This is a genomic window from Kutzneria chonburiensis (assembly GCF_028622115.1).
Taxonomy (GTDB): Bacteria; Actinomycetota; Actinomycetes; order Mycobacteriales; family Pseudonocardiaceae; genus Kutzneria; species Kutzneria chonburiensis.
In genome coordinates, this window is the sequence record NZ_CP097263.1 from 2,868,967 (window position 1) to 2,888,182 (window position 19,216).

Sequence of the window (19,216 nt, forward strand, 5' to 3'; positions counted from 1 at the left end):
GTCATCGTCCTGCTGCTGATCAGCAAGGAAGCCAAGGACATCGACTTCGGCCACGCCGATCCAACTGCCGCGACGGCGTCAATCTGCCCCTGCTCATGCGCCGGGCCGAGCCTGCTCGGCCCGGCGCCGCCAGATCGCCAGCGCCGGGTTGGTCGGGGCGCATGCGGGGCAGCTCGGGTCTCGTCCGAGCGGCACGGCGCCGTTGGCCGAGGACGTCGGCTTGCGGAACTGGAAGGTGGCGTTGTTGACGCTCGCTCCGTCTGTCGTGAGGTCGCGCCCGAGCTCGGTCTTGATGGTCTCGGCCGCCAGCAGCACGCCGGCCATGACCGACGTGAAGCCGACCGCGAACTGCGTCGGCACGTTCGATTCCGCCGTCCTACGCAGACTCTGGATCAGCCGGTTGCCCACCTCGTCGCATTGGCCACGGCCCAGCCATTGAACGACATCCCGCTCGGCGACACCGACATCGAGCGCATGCCGAGCGATCGCCTCGGGCCCGGCGTCACGGAGTCGGGTGCGCAGCTCGTCGTCGCCGACGAGTGCCTCGGGCGGGTTGTAGCAACGCAGGCAAGCACCGACTCCGGGCGGCCCGGCACGCAGCACTTCCGCACGCAGGTCGCGGGTGCTCCCGGACAGGATGGTCGCGACGTAGAGGTTCTGCAGCGCCTCTCGGGCCCGATTGCGGTCGACCGCAGACACGAGGACGCGAGGACGGGTGCGGACTTGCAGGCACGCTTCGAGCCGGCCGTCGCAGGCCTGCCAGGCGATCGAGCTGTCCCCGGCGATGCGCGCGGCCTCGTCCGCCTTTCCCATGCCGACGCTGTCCCGCCCGAACAGTGGGCAGCGGTTGAGGTTGGTGATGTCGACGCCCTTCTCGTCCGCGTCGGCGACGACGATGTCGCCGGCCAGGCCTGGCGTCGCCCACAAGGTGTGGATCCAGGTGCTGCCGACCGCCCCCACACCGGCCAGGGCGACGCCCGACAGGTCGAGGTCGGCCACATTGGCCGGCGCGTCGGCTGACGGGTGGTCGGCAAGGCACTGCTGCCAGCAGTCCCAGCCACGGATACCTGTCGCGGCCGCCACGTGCTCCGGGAGCCGAGCGCGGAGGTACACCTCGCCGACGGCGAGGGCCGCCGCCACGTACGATCCGACAGGCAGGTCGCTCACGCGCTCGGGGAAGGTCATCGGCTGGTCCGCGACGCCGCCCCACCAGCCATGGCCCAGCACGTAGCGGCAGCCGGGGTGTTCCTCTGCGCCGACGACCAGGACTGTGACGCCGTCGGCGGGTACCGCGACGAGGTCGACCGGGGCCGCGCCGATCGCGTTCCCGCCGATGATCAGGGCGTCCGCCAGGGGCACGGTGCGCGGAGCCAGCGGCACCACCCGACCGGCCAGGGGCACGTCGAGCGGGCAGACGACGTGCACGGCGGAGACGATCCCGTCGGTGCGGGCCAGGAGGTCGACCAGCATCCACGCCGTGTGCTGGGCAGCGGCTAGTCGCGCGGTCGCCGGTGCCACGACCACGGCCACCTCCACCGCGCGGGCGTCGGCGAACGGTCGGAGGCCGCCTCGGAGATCGCCTTCATGTCGGTCGGAGATGCGGTCCACAGCGGCCTCCTGAGATCGATCACCCCGGGGAGCACGCGCACGATCTCGTCGATGCGCGGCCCGGTGACGCGCCGCCAACCGGCCGGCTCGCGCAGGTGGATTCCGGACTGCCACAGCGTGGGCCGCCCGGCGGCATGCCACGGCAGGACGATCGACAGCGCGCCGGCGCGCTGGCTGTAGGCGCGACGGTCGTCGATGTGGGAGTGGTCGACGAAGTCGTTGCCGTGCGTGTGCACCTGGGCCAGACGCACGACTCCGAGGGCCTCGAAGTGCTCGCCGGCGCGTTCCATCGCGTCGACGGGAACGGTGAAGTTGCCCGGACTGGTGACGGCATCGGGAATGACCACGGTGGTGGCGAAGCCCTGGAGCGTGCCGTCGCGGTCGCGGTGGCGGATCCCATCGAGGTAGGCGACATGTTCGTGGCCGGCGGGCGCGGTGGCGAAGCGGTCGAGCAGGAGCTGCCACACCGGGTCAGGAATCGTCAGCACCGGAAGGTCCTCCGTAGTTCGCGCTGTCGAGGGCCTCCTGGATGCGGTCAAGGGTGGCGGCAAGCGTGTGACGGCCCTGCCGCCAGCGCTGGCTCTCGGTGGGGTTGTGCCCGGAGATGTAGTACTCGAACGTCGCCGAACAGCACACCAGCTGGCGTGGCGAGCTGTACGCGTCCTCGCTGGGGAACTGGAACTGGTAGGAGTCGTGCACGGCGAACCAGGACAGGCCCTCCGCCAACGGGAACCACCGACCGCCTTTGCGCGCCTGCTTCCATTGGTCGAGGCTCGTTCCCTCGACGGCGCCGTTGGCCGGCGGGCACACGAAGGAGGTCGTCGGCGGGTAGCTGTCGTAGTACTCGGCGCCGAGCAGCACGTAGTACAGGTCCTTCTCGCCGGTCGCGCGGGTGGCCGCCACCGTGACGACGGCATGCAGCGGGTCGATCGGGGTGAAGACCCAGCCCTGCGCCCGGGCCTGCGCACTGGCGCTGACCCGGGCGATGTGGCTGGCGAACACCGCCGCGGCGACCTCCTCGTCCGCGGGGACGGGCAGCGGGGTCGTCACCGGTCAGGCCCCGCCCGTGTCCCCGACGAACGACCAGTGCAGGCCCGGGCAGTGTCCCTGCTCGATGTAGCGCTCGAGCGTCTCGTCGGCGAACTGGAACACGTCCTGGCCGTTCTGCCGGCAGGTGAGCCGGTCGTCGGGCTGCCGGTCGACCCCGAACTCGGTGTACATGATGTCGATCACTACGGCCAGCCGCTTGTTGACCGGCACAAGCAGCCTGATCGTGTCGCCCGAGTCGCGGTTGTCGACCTTGACTACGCGGGTGTGCCTGGTCTCGTCCTCGACGACGACCTCGTCGTCGAGGACCTCGATGTTGTCCATGTGGAGGGACATGGTCACCACCTCCTTGTTCTCTGTTCCCGTGGAGCCGTTCTCTATCAGGAACGATCCGAGGGTACCTGGTACCGTTCACAACCGAGAACTCGACACGCCCAAGAGGGAACATGCGCTCGGCGCTCCTGTCCGACCTGGAACTAGCCCGGCTGAGCCGACCCGGGACACCCGATGCTCAGCTGGTGGTGGAGCTCGCCCAGCGGACGCTCGACGAGGTCACGATGGAGCTGCCGATCAACCACGAGATCGTCGCCTCGATGCGCGGCGTCGTCCGCATCGAGGAGGCGCCGATCCCGGTGTCCGGCTTCCTCAGCGTCACCGCCGACGGTCTGGTGATCACGCTTAGGATCACCGACAGCCGCGGCCGGCGGCGCTTCACCGTCTTCCACGAGGTGATGCACACGTTCCTGCCCGGCTTCGGAACTCAGGTGCAGTACCGGTGCACCCCCGGCGACCAGCCGATGACGCGCGACACCGGCCTGGAGCAGCTCTGCGACCTCGGGGCAGCCGAACTGATGTTCCCGCGCCGGGCATTCACCGCAGACCTCGCGGGGCGGCGCGCCGACCTCGACCTCGTCGAAGACCTGGCCGCCCGCTACGACGGCAGCGCCGAGGCCACCGCACGGCGCGTCGCCTCCCTCCACGCCGACCGAACGATGCTGCTGGTGCTTGTACCCGGTCGCAAGCCGAGCGCACCAAGGGAACGACCACAACTCAGGGTGCGGTACGCCAAGACCGGCGGTTCCTGGCCGTTCGTGCCGCGTCACAAGTCGGTCCCGGAGGACGGGGTCTTCGGCCGCGCCCTCCGCGGCGAAATGATCGACGAGATAGTCTCGTCGCTCGGCGCGCTGACCAGTACCGCCATCACCGACGTGCACGTCAGCGCCCGCTCGTATCCGTACGTCGACGACCGAGGGGAACAGCAGATGCGCGTTCTCGCGCTGATCACGCCCGCCACGTCGCACCGCACCCGTCATGGCGACTGAATCGCCCAGCACCGGCTCCTCCCGCCCTACAGAGGACGTCGGTGTCGGCGCGCGAATCCGTCGCTACCGCGAGGAGCGGAAACTGAGCCTCAGTCAGCTGGCTGAGGACGCTGGCGTGAGCAAGGGCTACCTTTCCGCGCTGGAGAACGCCAGCGGTTCACACACCAAGCGCCCGTCTGCCGAAACCTTGTACGCCATCGCCAAGGTGCTTGGCGTGACCATGTCGGATCTGCTTGGTCGCAAGCTCCTCACCGCAGCCAGCGCGGAAATTCCGCGCAGCCTGCTCGATTTCGCCGCGCAGGACGGTGTCCCCGAGGCCGACGTGCAGATGCTCAGCACGATCCAGTTCCGCGGCGACGCTCCCCGCACAGTTGACCGCTGGCGATACATCTACACCGCCATCCGCACCAGCGAGGCGATCGACGGCTGACACCCGACGAACGTGGGCGCGCCGTGGGACATGTCTCGGCGGTGCCGGGCGGTCCCGGCACCGCCGAATCGACTACAGGACCGCCCTCTGGCCCCGCCCGGCGATGCTCTCCTCCAAGTCGTTGAGCACAGCGTTCACCGGGACCCAGCACATGTTCACGGTGTCGGCATTGGGCGTGAAGTCGTGCTCCAGTTGCTGGCGGGGATGGATGTAGTTGCGGAAGTCGCGTACGGGGTGAATGAAGTTCCGCGCGTCCAGCTCAATGAGCCGCTTCTCGTGGGCGGTGTCGATTAGCAGCGCGAGTCCGGCCCGACTCGCCGGCACCTTGCGGCCGTCCTGGCCGCGGAATCCGGCGGTGACCAGCTCGGGGAACTGCTCCTTCAGCGCGGAGAACAGCAAACCCTCGATGAAACTGCCGATGCCGAAGACCGCGAGCAGGTACGCCCCAGCGGCTTGGGCGGCTCGGCACTGCGCGATCCGGTCGATCAACAGGTCGATCACCTGCTGATCGGACAGCAGGGCGCGGAGCCGCTGCTCAACCTCGGGCGGGGCGCCGTACACCGGCTGCTCCGACCCGTCGGTGAGCTCGCCGAGCACGGGCCGGCCGCCGCTGTAGGTGATCACCACACGCTCGAACTCGAGGATGGAATTGAGCTCGTTCCGGAACGCCTCGGCCACTGGCATGCCACCGTCGTATTCGAGCGGATCGCAGACGCGGCAAAGGAACCGCTCGATGTCTGGTCGATTGTCGGCCCGGTCCGCGAGGGCGTCGGTCAGCCACGGAATCCGGGGTGAGCCGTCGTATTCCGGCACATCACTCCAGCCCGCGCTGCGCAGCAGCCGTTCCAACTCGAACCCGCGGCGCTCCCCCGCACCGCCGATATCGACGACGCGCTGGGCGACCCGTTCCAACGTCTTGCCATCCAACGGAAACATCAGTTCCCCTCCCCCGCTGCCGACTTCTCGACCTCGTCGAGCGCGATGGACACCCGCTCGACGATCCGCTTGCCCCGTCGCTGAAACCCGAGCGCCTCCCGGACCTGCTCGATGCGCGTCTCCCGATCGAGAGCCAGACCGTCGGACAGGACCCACCGAGCTATCGCAATGAGCTCGGCCGGCCCATACTCGTCGATCTTTGCCCGGCGCGGCACCCGCGGCCGGGGCCCGCGTTCCACCTTCGGCACGGGCACCTCGACGCGTTCAACCGTCGGTCGCACCGGATCTGGCTGCCGATCAGCGTCGGCGACAGCCTCGCGCCAGCGCTCGACGATCCGCGCGGTCTGTTGCTCTGGATCACTGAACCACTCGCTCGCCCACACCCGATGGAACCGCCAGCCGAGCCGTTCGAGATGGTCCTGCCGCAGTCGGTCCCGATCGCGCGCGGACTCCGACAGGTGATAGCGCTCGCCGTCCGCCTCAACGGCCAGCACCATCAGCCCGGGGCGCTCGGGGTGGATCAGCGCGAAGTCGATGCGGTAGCCGGACACCCCCCACTGCGGCACGACCGGGACGTTCGCCGCCAGCAGCGCCTCGTGGATGCTGCGCTCGAACCCATTGAGCGGCTGCGTATCTGCACGACCAATGGCGGCCGGTCCACCACCGCCAGCCGCGAACTCCAAGAACTTCCTGAGCAGCCTCGGCCCCTCCTTGTGCCAGTTGGGAGCCATGTCGTGGTGAGTGAAGGCGCTGACCACGCACATCCGGCGGCGGGCCCGGGTCACAGCGACGTTGAGCCGCCGCTCACCACCATCATTGTTGAGTGGCCCGAAACCCATCGGCAGCCGGCCGTCCGCCCCCTTGGAGAAGCCAATACTGAGGATGATCGCGTCCCGTTCGTCGCCCTGCACCCGCTCCAGGCTCTTGACGAACAACCGCTTCCCCGGCCCCTGCATCCGCGCGGTGAACTCGGCCAGCTCCGGATGGCGCTGGCCCGCCTGCCGCAACGCGCCTTCGATACGATCGGCGTTCTTCATGTTCATCGTGATCACGCCGAGCGTGTCCTCCGGGTGCTGTCGCACGTGCTGGAGCACCAGGTCGACGACACGGCTGATCTCCTCGTCGGCGGCGCCGCCAGCGCCGGGCGCGGCAATGCCGTCCACCACTTCATGCCGCAGTGGACTCTCCTCGTCGCGGCCAGGGAAGGTGACGAGTTGGTCACTGTAGATCTCATGGTTGGAGAACGCGATCAGTCGCTCGTCCGCGCTGCGGTAGTGCCATTTCAGCGTGTACGTCCGTGGGATCAGCGCGGCCAGGCACTTCAGGATCGACTCGAAGTCGCCCACCTGCGGCGTCACTGCCTGCTGCTCGTCGTCCTCGTCGTCCTCGCCCGCCCCGCCGCGCAGAGTCTGCCGGAAGAACATGGTCGGCGGCAGCTGCTTGTCGTCGCCGGCGACCACGAGCTGCTCGCCACGCATGATGGCGGCCATCGCGTCGTACGGCTCGATCTGGCTGGCCTCGTCGAAGACGACCAGGTCGAACAGCCGCTGTGCCGGCAGCAGCCGGCTGACGACGATCGGGGACATTGCCCAACATGGCCTCGCCGCCAGTAGGACGTCCGGAGCCTTGGCGACCAGCTTGCGGATGGGCATGTGGCCGCGTTTGCGCTTGGCCTCACCGAGAACCAGCGCGCTCTGCTGCCGATTGCTATCGCGCGCCGCGGCCAGCCGCTCGGCAACGCCACGGCGGATTCGTTGGGCGTTCAACCGGAAGTGATCGGTGTCGGCCTGCCGGAACTCCGCAACGATGCGGTCGTGCTGTGTGCCGGTGAACTGGGCGAGGTAGGGCAGTCGCAGCTTGAATTCGTGCAACAGAGAGCTGTACCAGCAGGAGCGGAGCATGCGCAGCGCCTCGTCGGCGTCGGCGTCGCGCTCGACCAACTCGTCCAGCAGTTGACCCAACCCCAGAGCCTCCAACTGATCGGTGATCGTGTTGAGCCTGGGCATCCGGTACAGGGTGTTCACGTCGCCGGTCAGCTCGTCGAGGGTCGAGGAAATCTTCTCCTCCGGTAGCTGCTCGGGTTCCTCGATGCGAGCGCACATGGCGACGGCGGCCAGCTGGTCGCGGACCTCCGTGAACCGCCCGAGGACTTCACCCAGTCCGAGGACGGCCGCCGGCACGGCGCCTTCCAGCGCGAGCTGCCGCCAGCGGTTGAGCTGCCAAGACGCGGCCAGCAGTTCGTCGTGCATCCGGCCACGGTCGCACTTGCCGACCTTGCGCATCAGGCGGATCTGCTTTCGCACGCCCCGGCGTGCCCACCACCCGAGTTGGCGCGGATGCCGGGCACGCCAGGCCCGATCTCCAGTGGCGAGGCAGAAATCCTCCAGCGGCGCGGAGAAGATCTCCTCGCCGTAGTACGAGACCGTCTTCTCCACGGCACCGAGAAGCCCCAAGATGTCCCGCCAGCCCGCCAGATCGGACGCTTTGCGCAGGCCGGCCCGCCCGACCAGCGCGCGCAGCTCGGACTGCGCGTTGCGCCACGACCGCGCGTGTAGCTCGGTGAGCTTCGCGTGGACCTCTTCGACGTCGCGCATGTTCCTGATCTCGCAACGCGACCAGGGCAAGTCTCCGCGCCGGACCGCGAGGCCGCCCATACTGACGAAATTGACCAGGTCGTTCTCCACGCGGTTCAGCGTGTCCCCGCTGAGCGCGTTGAGTTGAGAACCGCGCAGCACGTGGCCGATGCGGCTTGCGGCCGGCAGTTCGAGCATCGCGCTGTAGGCCTGGTACGCGCTGATCCCCCACGGCGCACGTGGGCTGTGCAACTCGTGGTCGTGCTGAATGACCTGCCGCCGCCGTTCGGCCAGGCGATCGTGCAGCCCGTTTACCTGCGGCGGCAACTCCTTGCTGGCTCGTTCCAAGGACTCGGCGACCTGCTCGGCCACGTGGCGCCGGCCGAGCGTCTGCTGATGCAGGTCCAGCACCAGGTGATGCAAGTCGACCTGCTGCAGGCGCTCGGTAACAGCCTCGATCGCGGCTCGCTTCTCGGTGACGAACAGGATGCGCTTCCCGGCCGCCACTGCCGAGGCGATGATGTTGGCAATCGTCTGGCTCTTGCCCGTGCCCGGCGGCCCCTGGATCACGACATGCTGACCAGACAGCACGGCGAACAGTGCTTGCTGCTGCGAGGAATCGGCATCCAGGACCAGGAACTCGTCCTTGGGCTGCACGCTGTCCGGCGAGCCCGTACGGTGCGCCGCAGCCACCGCCTGCAATCCGTCGATCGCTGGCGCGAATCCAGCAGCCGCAGCGATCACGTCGTGGCTGGCCAACAGGTCGGTCGCGGCCTTGAGGTCCTTGACCATGGGCAGATTCTCGAAGCTGAAGATGCCGGCCAGCACCCGCTCCTCGAGCTCGGCGGTGAGGCTCTGCTCGCGCAGTAGGTCCTCGATCGCACCGAACAGGCGCCGCACTTGCTCGGCCGGGCCGTCGGCCTCGTCAAGCAGGCCGTTGAGACGCTCCTGCGTGCGGTCAAGATCGAGGTCCACGCCGTACTGCCGGTTCAGCGCGTACAGCAGCACCGGATTGACTTCGGCGTCGCCGACCAGGTCGATTGTGAAATCGTTCTCCGCGGCGGTCCTGCTGTCGATGGCGATCGCCTGCAACACCAGCGGTGCCCGCAACGGAGGAACCGGCGACGTTCCCCTGGTGGCTGGCGGCGGCAGGCGGAGCAGCCCCCGGGCGATTCGCCCGACCTCGACGCCCTGTTCCTCTTCCAACTGGAGCATCTTGCGCCGGAGGTTACGTGCCCTGATGCAGGCTGCCGCGTGGGCATCCTTCGCCGGTAGCAGCGCCGACAACTTCGTCTTGCGGCCGCCGAGCAGTTGCCCGAGCGAGTCCGCCGACGCCGCGGTCAGATCAAGAGTGATCGTCTTAGTGTCCTGATAGTGCAATAGTGTGTTCTGATGCCCGAGGTCGATCAACTCGTCGGCCCACTGATCGGCTTTGACCCGCACCACGTCCAAGCGACTGGCAAAACTCGTGGTCACGCCCGATGTCCCCTTCTCCAAGGTCCCACCACCCGGCCGGGACAGTGCCCGACGCCCACCAGTCCGATGGCGAGCCAGACAGTCTCGCCGAAACCCAGGCGAACAGTCTGCTTCCATTCGGGGCATAACTGTCAGCCATTCGGGTAAGACCCGGCCTGCCGCCTAGCAAGCTCGCACGCCCACCCACCAGCAAGTACCGCAAATACGGGATTCAGTACGACAACGGCGCCCACTTTCGACCGTGGGGTGGTCCATTTTTGACGCACCATCACGGTCGACTATGCGACAGCCACGTTCGGGACAGTCGGCGCACGAAAGCCCCGCTGGTTACCGACATGTGACACCTGAGTGCACTCGTCCTCGTCACCAGTCGACGGAGCCCATGTGTCACCACAGTTGCCAGGGAGGACGCAATGACGACCTAACGCACCCTCGGGGATTTTCCGCTTCACGACCCACACCCTGCTGATTCACAGCAGCACCACCGTCCAGGGCGAACTACTACCCCGTTGTCGCTATACGCTCGGCGACGTTAGACGCTCGACCAGTTCGTTACCAACAAGAAAGCCAATGGAGACCGTGGCGAACACAACCGAGTGAATTTGAGACGCACCGAGTAACCCTCAAGTAGACGAAAACTCGCCCCTGGCGGTTACCGACGCCCTGTAACCGGTCACGGTCCGAGCCGGCACCAGCGAAGGTCACAACGCTTCCCACACGCCCAAAAGCCCAACCGCCAGCATGGTCACCGCGAAGCCGATGCCGAACCAACGCAGCAGAAGCCCTGGAAACGCCACCAGAACGCCACCTCGACAACTCGACACGAGGGCAACCTCTGCAAACTCGGCGTCCACATACCGAGACCACCATCCCAGTCCCGGTTGACGCTCATGATCAACCCGAAAAATCGAGGACTCCTTTACTTTGGCAAGTAGACTTGGAAGCGAGCTTGGAGAACGGGCATGAGCACGCCGTTGACCCTGAATTCAACTGGGGGTCAAGGGGTCGCAGGTTCAAATCCTGTCATCCCGACGGTCGAAGTAGCAGGTCAGAGGCCCTGCCACCATCACAGGTGGCAGGGCCTCTTGCTGTTGAGTGACTAACTGAGTGACTACGGTCTGCGCTTGGCCGGGAAGATCTCGTCCATCACGACCGCGCCCTCCTCCATCACCGGCTTGAGCTGATGCCGGTAGACCGTCTCGGTCACCGTCGTCCCGCTGTGGCCGACCAGTCGAGCGATGTCCTCCAGCCTGTGCGTGCCGAAAACCCCATCCGCGCAGGTCAAGCTGCATATAGGTACTCGTGGATGAGGCCGCCGAGACGGTCCTGTCGGCGTAGGGCGAGGCGGTCGATCCGGTCGAGTTCGAGGGGGTGAGGCTGGGCTCGCTGCGGTGCCGCGGCGTCAAGCGATCGGTGAGTTCGATGCAGGTTGTAGTGCCGCTCGTACTCGCGCAGCGCGTGCCGGAGGTGGGTTTCGTTCCAGATCAGCGTGCGGTCCAGCAGTTCGACGCGGAGTGTCTTCACCCAGCGTTCGGTGATCGCGTTCATGCGAGGCATCCGGACACCGGTCAACACGGTGGTGATCCCGGCGCTACCTAGGATCTCGCCGATCAGCGCGGGGTACTTGGCGTCGCGGTCGCGGATGAGAAACCTGATCCGCGCGAGGCTTCCGGCGTCCTCGAGGTCCATGAGCAGGTTGTGGACTGCTTGCCTCACCCAGGCATGTGTCGGGTGCGCGGTGGTGCCGAGAACGTGTGCCCGCCGGCGGGCGTGGTGGATCGCGGCGAGGATGTACTGCCGCGCTCCGGTCAGGGTGACGGTCTCGATGAAGTCGATCGCGAGGATTGCCTCGGCCTGGGAGCGTAGGAGGTCTGCCCACGTGACGGTCGCCCGGCACAGCGCCGGGTCAACACCCTCGGTCTTGAGTATCTCCCACATGATCGAAGGAGTAATCGTACCGCCGAGGAGGGCAAATTCACCGTGGATGCGCCGGTAGCCCCAGGAAGAATTCTCGGCTGCCATACGGAGTACAAAACGACGGATCGAGGTTAGGGTACGCGGACGCCCAGACCTCCGGCGCAAACTCAGGCGGGCGTGGCGGTGCTTAACCAGGTCACGATGCCACCGCAGCACCGTATCCGGGCTGACCAGCAATCAGAACCGGCGCAGCGTCGCGCGGGCCAGCGGCACGAGCAACGCCGCCAACAACGCCCTGTCCTCGGGGCGCAATCGCGGACGCTGGTCGCCCAGTTGTCGTCGCAGGACGGTGAGCTGGTGGCGGAGGGCGAGGATCTCGATGTCCTTCTCGCGGTTGGTCATCGGCAGCAGCCGTCGCGCGGCAAAGGCGTGTGGGACGGCGAGGTAGGCGAAGCGAACGAGCACGAGCCGCGATCATGCCGGAGGATGACCGCTCACGCGCCAACGACTGCTGACCTGCACGGATGTATTTCCCGGCACGTACACCTCCCCCACCTGCTGAGCGAGTCCGCGCGAGCCCTGACCATCCTCCCGCAATACGGCAAGACCGTCACCCAGGGCAGCGCGCTGGCCCTGAACCACCTCTCCCGTGGTTCGCCGTCCGCCTGACCACCGCCGCCACCCCGCTGATAGAGGGCCAGGGCAACCTCTGCCCCCGCGCAGAAGACGCAAGGTCGCGCAGATGTTCGCCGGCTTCGAGCTGGTTTGATCCCGGCCTGGTCTCGTTGCCGCACAATGGCGACACGTCGATGCTGGCCGGGCTCGCCCCCAACCCTGAACTACGCTAGGCCGCCATGACGTCGACCAGCACTGCTGTCGCGTTGTCCCCGTGTTCAGTTTCCACCGCGTCCCGGACCAGTCTGCCGACGACCTCCCCGCCTTCCGACGAAGACGTGGCTGCAACGAGAGCCTCTTTCCGCACCGCGTCGTGCACCCCGTCGCTGCAGAGCAGGTAACGATCGCCGGACCGGAGTGCCTGCAAACGTACCGCCGGGACAAAGGACGAATGCTCCCCGCCGCCGAGGCAGCGCGTGACGACGGACGATCCCGCGCGATGGTCCGTCGTCAGCTGGCCCGCGAACCCGTCCTGCAGTCGATACACCCGGACATCACCGACGTTGGCCAGCACGACGTTGCCGGTGGCGGACAACGACAGCATCGCCGCCGTGCATCCCATGCCGTTGCCCTCGGCACGCATCCGCTCGGAGATCGCACCGAACAAGGAGACCGGGTCACCGGTCTGGTCCGAAGACAGCAGCTCCGCAGCCAGCACGGCGGCGCGGTCGCCGTCTGCGTGCCCTCCCATGCCGTCCACGACGGCAATGTTGAGGGGGCGGTCGACCGGAACGATGAGATCGATGTGCACAGGTATGCCGGAATTGCCTGTGCACACCAGGCCGTCCACTCCCACCGCATCCTCGTTGCGATCGCGTCTGCCGACCGCCGTCGCCAGGGACACCCGCACGCGGATCAGCTCGTCACTCGCCACCAGACGTCTCCTCGAGTTCGTCCTGTCACGGCACCGGAAACGGCTCCGGTGAACACGGTCAGCACCCACGAGCACCAGAACACGAGCACTCCCAGCTCTCGTCCGAGCACGAGGCCGACGACCACCGCCGCCACGACAGCGATGATCAGGCCCGCCACCAACGCCTTCGCCGCGCCCAGCAGTGCGCCGGACAACGGTGTCCGGGGCAGGAGGAGCCCGGCCAGAAGCGAAGCTGTGCCCGCCAGCAACACCGTTCCCACCAGCACACCGTCCAAGAGGGACGAACCCGAGGCCGCACCGATCCCCGCCACCACCGCGAAGGATCCACCCGCGATCGCCGTGCCCACCACCGCGCGCCCGAACCGGAGGTGGTCCCCGACCGTCACCGGGCGGTTCCGCACGGGCAACGCTGGCACGGCCACGATCCAGTCGCCGGTGGACGGAACTCCGCTCACCATCGCCTCGACCTCGGCACGCAGACCACGGGCCGCGGCGGCGAACTCGTCCTGCTCGGTCGGAGGTCGTCGTCTCGTCTCCTCCGCGAGCGCCGCCAGCAGCACGACCACGACGTCCAGCGCGGGCTGGTGCACACCGCGATCCTGGTCTGTGAGCGCGCGGAACCAGGCAGTCCTGCGGGCACGGCGCGTTGTCAGCTCGCGAGCCCTCCGGTTCAGGTTGCGACGGTACACCGGGTCGAGAACGGCCCTGAGCACCATGTCGCCCAGCCGTTGACGCTCCGGCAGCCGGCTGAGGTCGCCGAGCGCGTCCCTGGCGTAGTCCTCCGCCATCCGGTGCCAGCGCTCCCATTGGGCGGCGACCAGATCGAGTCCTCCCTGGCCGGAAAGCCTGGCGAGAGCGCGCAACGCACCGCTGTTCAGCAACGCGTCGAGAGCCGCCCGTGCCGCGGTCTCACCGGACTCGGACTCGGCGGCGAGCTGCGCCAGTCCTGGCCTGTCGACCACGAACCCGCGGAACCGCGGCTCAGCCGAGGCGTCGAGTCGCACCATCAGCTCGCAGACACACCGGTCGACCGGCGAACGCGGCTGGACGAAGTGCTCGTCGACGTCGTCCAGCGCCGAACGCATGTCGTCCGACACGGACGACGCCCATTCCAGCAGCGATGACCAGCCGTCGCCCAGCACGAGTTCGCCTGCGGCCTGCCAGTTGGCGGCCATCGCCGCGGCGAGCTGACGGGGCCGGGTGATCCGCGCACCCGCGAACACAAACTCCCCTCCCGCCTGTTCGTCCGGCCCGATATGCTCGTCGATCGCGGGCTCGGCGCCTTCCAGCCACTCCTGGACCTGGCGGGCTCCCCACCGGTTCTCCGGCCTCCAGGTCAGCAGCCCCGGAGCAGGGAGCGCCAGCGCACCGGAACGACGTCGTCGATCGGGACCGGCGAGCTGTTCACCTGCTCGTTGATCTCGTCGTCGGACAGCATCAGACCATTGGGGCCGACCTGGAACGGGTGGTACCCCTGCAGCAGTTCGATCAGCGTGATGCCGAGCGCCCACCAGTCGATCGCGGGTGATCTCGCCTGCCGGAACAGCTCGGGGGCGGCGTAGGCGGGCGTCATCGCACCAGTCGACCGTTCCCTGGTGAACGCGTGCACCGCGGACACACCGAAATCGCTGACGCACATCCTCAGCGGCTCCACCTCGCGCAGGAGGATGTTGGCCGGCTTGATGTCCCCGTGGACCAGCGCCCGCGCGCCGCTGTTGGCAGCGGCGGACACGCGGTCGTGCAGGTACCCCAGAGCCCCGGTCACCTGGACGAGCACAACCTCGGCCTCATCGGTGGTCAGCGGGCGGCCGAGCCCGTGCACGTGGTCCAGCAGCGAGCCGTGGGGCAGGTGGGGCATCACCTCGTAGTCCCGCAGGCCGTCGGTCTCGGCGGCGAGCAACGAGATGACCCGGTCGTCGTGTTCGCCGGCGAACCGCCAGAGCTCCCACACGTCCTCGACGCCGTCCCGTGCCTGCCGGTAGATCTTCAGCACGACATCGTGTTCCTGATCCCAGCGACCTCGCAACAGCAGCGCCTGTCCTCCTCGCTCCGACATGGGCTGCCGGTCGGAGAACCTGGCCGCGATGCCGGGCGGGAGCTGGTCTCCCGGTTGCCGCGCCTCCTCTGGCCCGGGCAGGTCCGACGTCTCCCGGTTGGTGCCGAGGTGAGGCCTGTCCGCGGTCGGCCTGTCGGACCTGTCACCGTCCGGTCCGGGCAGGTCGGCCGTCAGCCGCGCCGACGAGGGTCCCGCTGGAAGATCCCTCGTCTCGCGGTCCGACGGCGGGCCTGCGGCTGTCACGACACCCACTCCACGACGATCTCCGCATGATGGCCAGAAGGCCCGAGGAGGATCGTGACCGGAAGCCCGAAGTCCTTCCCTTCCGGCCCGACCGCGACGCCGCCGACCTTCGTGCCGTACTTGGAACCGGGGTCCCGGACGAACAGCCGGTCGCCGCGCAGGACGATCTCGGCGTGCTCCTTGCTCACGTAGTCGTACGGCCTCAGCGCTTCCTTGATCGCCTTGTGCGAGAACATCCGTCCCAAGTGGACTTCCGCGCCGTCGTCCAAGACGATCAGCTCATCCTGTCCGTGCCGGACGCGCGCGCGCTGGGGGACAGCCTCGGGAGCGCGCGGATCCACATTGACAAAGGCGCAGACCCTACACTTGCCCGGCGGCACCTCGTTACCGCAGCTGCCGCACTCGATCAACTCCGCCACGACGTTCCTCTCATGCGGACGCCCCGTTCAGAGGCACCGGCCTGGACACCGGAGAGATCACCGGGCAGTGGAATGCCGATCATCCACACCGACTGGCCGTCGACGTTGATCTGTACCCTCTGCCTCGGCATGCTCGAAAGGTCGCCGTAGCGCTGCTCACCGAGATGGCTCATCGTGACCAGCACCTGGTTTTCGGAACCGCGCAGCGGCGTGTCACCCGCCAGATCCGCGCGGTACGGGCCGATGACCACGGCGTCGACATACCCGTGCAGTGCTTGGGCCGCCTCGGTGTCCAGCCAGTCCGGCTCCCTGCCGGTGAAGAGCAGGACGTCGGCATCCGGCCGACGTGTGGTCCGCCAGCGGCGCAGACCATCCAGCAGCGAGGCCAGGGCTTCAAGCTGATCGGTCGGCTCGCCACCGCTGATGGTGACGCCGTCCACCTCGTCGGGAGACAGTCCGGCGATCCACGCCAACACGCCCTCGACATCGATCTCTGTCTCCGGTTCCACGCGCCAGGTGTCGATGCTCGCGCAACCGGGACAGCGGATCGAGCAGCCCTGGAACCAGATCCCGGCCCGCACACCGGGGCCGAGGACCGTGACCGGATGGTGCAGACGGCTGATCCCGACGTTGGTCATCGCATGCCCTCCTCGGCCTGCAGACCTGGGCCGTCCTCGTCCTCCCAGACCTCCGTCACCGTGCACCTGGCGTTGGGGGCCATCGTGATCAACTCACGGCCGAGCGGGTTGAGCACGCGGCTCTCCACCACCGTGTTCACGCTGCGTCCGCCGAAAACCAGCCGGTTGTCCTTGCCGACCTCGACGTCGAGCACTGCCCGCACGCCGTCGGTGACGTCCACCTGATACCCGCTCTGCTTGCGCACCGTGGCCGTCAGGTGGTCGAGGTTGCGGCGCAGGAGATCGCGGGCAACCGTTGCCGTGATGTAGTTGAACACGACCACGTTGTCACCGATGCGGTTCATCAGCTCTGGTCTGCCGATCTTCACGAACGCGTCGTGGATGGCCGTCCGCACGGCCGACTCGAGCACGGCGTAGCACGTTCCGGGCTTCACGACGGGTTCGTACTCGTCCAGCTCCTTGCCCTCCGCGTCCTTGACGCGCCGCATCATCCCGGCGTTGGAGGTAAAGACGATCAGCGTTTCGGTGAAGTACACCGTGCTGCCCGAGGCGTCGGTCAGCCTGCCGTCCTCGAGGATCTGCAGGAACTTGTCCAAGATGCGGGGGTTGGCCTTGTCGATCTCGTCGAAGAGCAGCAGCCGGAACGGGTTGCGGCGCACGGCGTTGGTCAGTTCGCCCCCCTCGCCGTGGCCGACGTAGCCGGGCGGTGCGCCGAGAAGCCTGGCCTCGTGGTGCTCGGCGGCGAACTCGCTCATGTCGAACCTGAGCATCGCCTCCTCACGACCGAAGACGATCTTCGCGATCTGCTTGGCCAGCTCGGTCTTGCCGACGCCCGTCGGTCCGGCGAAGAACATCACGCCCTTGGGCCTCGTCGGATGGCCGGAACTCTGCGCACCGGACAATCCCAGTGCCGCACGCGCCAGGACGTCGACGACGTGCCGCACCGCGCGGGGCTGCCCGAGCACGACCTCGTTCAGAGACCGGGCCGCATCCCGAATCCGGGCCAGGAGGTCGTCATCGCGCCACGGGCTCCGGTCCACGCCGGATCGCAGGAATCGGACCGCGTCTCCGACGTCATGAGCCGGGATGCCGCGGTCACGGGCAGCAGGAGTGACCGCCATCATGTCGGCGAGCCGCATGCCCTCCGTCTGCTCGGCGAGGTCGACGGCCACCTGCGCGCGTTCTCGTTCCGGCAGTTCCTGGTAGCCCGGCAGGCCGCCGACCAGCACGTCGGCCGTACGCCTGCGAGCGGCGAGTCCTGGCTGGGGCAGGCTGACGACACTCACCCTGGTCGCGCCGACGAGCCAGGATGGCAGGGCGCTCTCCCGGTCGGCCAGCCAGATGACGGTGTTATAGACGCCAGGCCGTTCCTTCGGCCCCATGGACACTCGCGGTGCGTCCTGGCTGAGGAACTGGCCGGCGACGAACATCCGGTGCACATCGAGCGCGCGGGGATCGGGAGAGAGCCGGTGCGCGCCGTCGACCACCACTGCCACGCGGCATTGCCGAGCACGTACGACCCGCTCCAGCAGGACGGTCAGGCCCGCGGCGGTCGGCTCCGCTCTGGTGCCCCACACCTCGTCCCCGACAATCTTCTGCGCGGTGCCCGGCACGGTCTCAGACAACACCGACAGCCCCGCGGCGACGTGCCAGTGCAGCACCACGCTGTAGGCGTTGGCCGTGAGCACGTCGTCGAGCACCTGGTGGGTCTGCCGCAACGAGAACATCGTTCCCGAAGGCGTGGCGACAGGGCAGAGGTGGAGGTCGTCGACGTTGCCGGCGAGCACGACCTGTGCTGCCACCGGCAACCTGGCGTCGACCTCGTGCGCCCATTCGGGGTAGTCCCTGGAAAGCCTGCTCACCGATTCATCTCCCTAGCGACCGGTTCGTCCACCTCGATGGTTGAGTCGACAGGGACGACTTCCTCTGCGGCCAGCGGCACCACGCGCAACGAGAACACTCCTGCCCGACCCGGCTTCGCGCCCTGGACCGAGACCTGCTGGCCCGGCAGCACCTGCAGCGCCTTCGTCGTGTCCCGGCACAGTTCCTCATCAGCCGCGATGTCGGCGGCTTCCCGGTTCAAGACAGGCGGCGCGCCAGGCACCGCGAGCCGCACCGGCTCCAGACGGATGGAGCCCTCCTTCACCACGGCCACCATCCCGTGGGAGGGACCACTCCTGTGCCGGAAGAGCACGCCACCGCTGACCGTGAGCACCTCGGGTGACTCGAGCACCTCGTAGCCCAGAGCGCCGTAAGCCTTGGCCAGTGCGCTGTAGGCGTATTCCTGTTCGCGCAGCACGAGTTGACGTGCCTGTGCGGCGGCGACCGCTTGCTTGAGACCCGCCACGTCCACTTCGAGCCCGGCTTCAGGCGCTGCCGCGAAGGTCCGCACCTCGGCTGCCAACTCGGCGTCGGCGGACTCCTCCGCCAGCAGTCTCGCCTCTTCCAGCAAGGCCACAGCGGACCGCGTCCGCTTCACCGACGCGTTGTGCTCTTCCACGCGGTCGCGCAAGCTGCCGAGCAACACCGGCTGGCGCGCCACGGGTGCCGCGACGACCTGCTGCGCCAATGCCTCGATCTCTGGCGACGGCTCGATCTCGCGGTTGAGGCGGCCGAGCATCTTCTCGACGCGCTCGGCGACAGCCGGGCGGCCGCCGCCTGCCGCCTTCTTCCGCCGCACCACCGGTTGTGGCCGGCCACCCTCGATACCGGACGCGTTGCACTGCGTCGACCTGCTGATTCGCCTGTCGCGCACCTTCTTGAGCCCGTGCCACATCACCTGGCGGTCCGTCTCCGCGGCCTTCTGCGCCTTCTGGAAGTCTGTGTCACTCCACGACTCCGGCTTGGCGAGCGGCGCGGGGACCGTGATCTCGGCGTCCAGGTCGCCAGCGGACGACATCAGCGCTGCCCGCATGCGAGCGTGCTCGTCCTCCATCACTCTCCACTGCCGTTGCAGCCTTTCCCTTCTCTGCTGCTCGAGCAGTGCGGCCTGCGCCGCCGCG

General features: G+C 67.9%; 19 protein-coding genes. 2 read left to right on the forward strand and 17 right to left on the reverse strand.

From position 1 onward, the window contains the following. Positions 1–93: 93 nt before the first annotated feature. Genes M3Q35_RS13220 through M3Q35_RS13235 form a run of 4 tightly spaced genes read right to left on the reverse strand, consistent with a single transcriptional unit; the run spans position 94 to position 2,991 of the window. Positions 94–1,524 (reverse strand): ThiF family adenylyltransferase, encoded by a 1,431-nt coding sequence (locus tag M3Q35_RS13220; protein WP_273944328.1) that lies wholly within the window; start codon positions 1,522–1,524, stop codon positions 94–96. Next, the gene (locus M3Q35_RS13225; RefSeq protein WP_273942019.1) at positions 1,494–2,096 is read right to left on the reverse strand and encodes a hypothetical protein; all 603 of its coding nucleotides are present in this window, start codon (positions 2,094–2,096) and stop codon (positions 1,494–1,496) included. The genes M3Q35_RS13220 and M3Q35_RS13225 overlap by 31 nt, the downstream gene beginning before the upstream one ends. Then, entirely contained in the window at positions 2,080–2,658 is a 579-nt protein-coding gene (locus M3Q35_RS13230) for a hypothetical protein (protein WP_273942020.1), read from the reverse strand. Before M3Q35_RS13230 ends, M3Q35_RS13225 begins: the two co-directional genes overlap by 17 nt. A 3-nt stretch (positions 2,659–2,661) precedes the next feature. Continuing rightward, the gene (locus M3Q35_RS13235) at positions 2,662–2,991 is read right to left on the reverse strand and encodes a hypothetical protein (protein ID WP_273942021.1); all 330 of its coding nucleotides are present in this window, start codon (positions 2,989–2,991) and stop codon (positions 2,662–2,664) included. A 221-nt stretch (positions 2,992–3,212) separates the two neighbouring features. Here M3Q35_RS13235 and M3Q35_RS13240 point away from each other — a divergent pair, with 221 nt between their 5' ends. Together M3Q35_RS13240 and M3Q35_RS13245 are read left to right on the forward strand one after the other, a co-directional pair. Continuing rightward, complete coding sequence (locus M3Q35_RS13240) at positions 3,213–3,977, forward strand: ImmA/IrrE family metallo-endopeptidase (RefSeq protein WP_273942023.1); 765 nt, start codon at positions 3,213–3,215, stop codon at positions 3,975–3,977. Further along, a complete protein-coding gene (locus M3Q35_RS13245; RefSeq protein ID WP_273942024.1) occupies positions 3,967–4,407 on the forward strand; it encodes a helix-turn-helix domain-containing protein in 441 nt (146 codons plus the stop codon). The genes M3Q35_RS13240 and M3Q35_RS13245 overlap by 11 nt, the downstream gene beginning before the upstream one ends. A 72-nt stretch (positions 4,408–4,479) precedes the next feature. On the opposite strand, the gene M3Q35_RS13250 is transcribed toward M3Q35_RS13245, so the two are convergent. The 13 genes from M3Q35_RS13250 to M3Q35_RS13310 all read right to left on the reverse strand — a co-directional run bounded on the left by M3Q35_RS13250 (position 4,480) and on the right by M3Q35_RS13310 (position 19,149). Further along, positions 4,480–5,334, reverse strand: a complete 855-nt coding sequence (locus M3Q35_RS13250; protein ID WP_273942025.1) for a hypothetical protein — start codon at positions 5,332–5,334, stop codon at positions 4,480–4,482. An 8-nt stretch (positions 5,335–5,342) separates the two neighbouring features. Beyond that, complete coding sequence (locus M3Q35_RS13255) at positions 5,343–9,392, reverse strand: AAA domain-containing protein (RefSeq protein ID WP_273942026.1); 4,050 nt, start codon at positions 9,390–9,392, stop codon at positions 5,343–5,345. Between the two features lie 701 nt (positions 9,393–10,093). Further along, positions 10,094–10,246: a hypothetical protein gene (locus tag M3Q35_RS13260; RefSeq protein WP_273942027.1), complete on the reverse strand. Its 153-nt coding sequence runs from the start codon at positions 10,244–10,246 to the stop codon at positions 10,094–10,096. Between the two features lie 257 nt (positions 10,247–10,503). Beyond that, positions 10,504–10,677, reverse strand: coding sequence for a hypothetical protein (locus M3Q35_RS13265; RefSeq protein WP_273942028.1), 174 nt, complete (start codon positions 10,675–10,677; stop codon positions 10,504–10,506). Continuing rightward, positions 10,674–11,414, reverse strand: a complete 741-nt coding sequence (locus tag M3Q35_RS13270; RefSeq protein ID WP_273942029.1) for an integrase core domain-containing protein — start codon at positions 11,412–11,414, stop codon at positions 10,674–10,676. Before M3Q35_RS13270 ends, M3Q35_RS13265 begins: the two co-directional genes overlap by 4 nt. Positions 11,415–11,546: 132 nt before the next feature. Next, the gene (locus tag M3Q35_RS13275; protein WP_273942030.1) at positions 11,547–11,774 is read right to left on the reverse strand and encodes a hypothetical protein; all 228 of its coding nucleotides are present in this window, start codon (positions 11,772–11,774) and stop codon (positions 11,547–11,549) included. 379 nt (positions 11,775–12,153) lie between these two features. After that, a complete protein-coding gene (locus M3Q35_RS13280; protein WP_273942031.1) occupies positions 12,154–12,858 on the reverse strand; it encodes a PP2C family protein-serine/threonine phosphatase in 705 nt (234 codons plus the stop codon). Then, positions 12,840–14,081: a hypothetical protein gene (locus M3Q35_RS13285; protein WP_273942032.1), complete on the reverse strand. Its 1,242-nt coding sequence runs from the start codon at positions 14,079–14,081 to the stop codon at positions 12,840–12,842. Before M3Q35_RS13285 ends, M3Q35_RS13280 begins: the two co-directional genes overlap by 19 nt. Before the next feature lie 113 nt (positions 14,082–14,194). Beyond that, positions 14,195–14,914 carry a protein kinase domain-containing protein gene (locus M3Q35_RS13290; protein WP_273942033.1) on the reverse strand — a complete coding sequence of 240 codons (720 nt, stop codon included), beginning with the start codon at positions 14,912–14,914 and terminating at the stop codon, positions 14,195–14,197. Between the two features lie 239 nt (positions 14,915–15,153). Then, entirely contained in the window at positions 15,154–15,576 is a 423-nt protein-coding gene (locus tag M3Q35_RS13295; protein ID WP_273942035.1) for an FHA domain-containing protein, read from the reverse strand. Then, positions 15,564–16,214: a 4Fe-4S single cluster domain-containing protein gene (locus M3Q35_RS13300; RefSeq protein WP_273942036.1), complete on the reverse strand. Its 651-nt coding sequence runs from the start codon at positions 16,212–16,214 to the stop codon at positions 15,564–15,566. Before M3Q35_RS13300 ends, M3Q35_RS13295 begins: the two co-directional genes overlap by 13 nt. Continuing rightward, positions 16,211–18,076, reverse strand: coding sequence for an AAA family ATPase (locus M3Q35_RS13305; protein ID WP_273942037.1), 1,866 nt, complete (start codon positions 18,074–18,076; stop codon positions 16,211–16,213). Before M3Q35_RS13305 ends, M3Q35_RS13300 begins: the two co-directional genes overlap by 4 nt. Next, entirely contained in the window at positions 18,073–19,149 is a 1,077-nt protein-coding gene (locus M3Q35_RS13310; RefSeq protein WP_273942039.1) for a hypothetical protein, read from the reverse strand. Before M3Q35_RS13310 ends, M3Q35_RS13305 begins: the two co-directional genes overlap by 4 nt. Between the last annotated feature and the right edge of the window lie 67 nt (positions 19,150–19,216).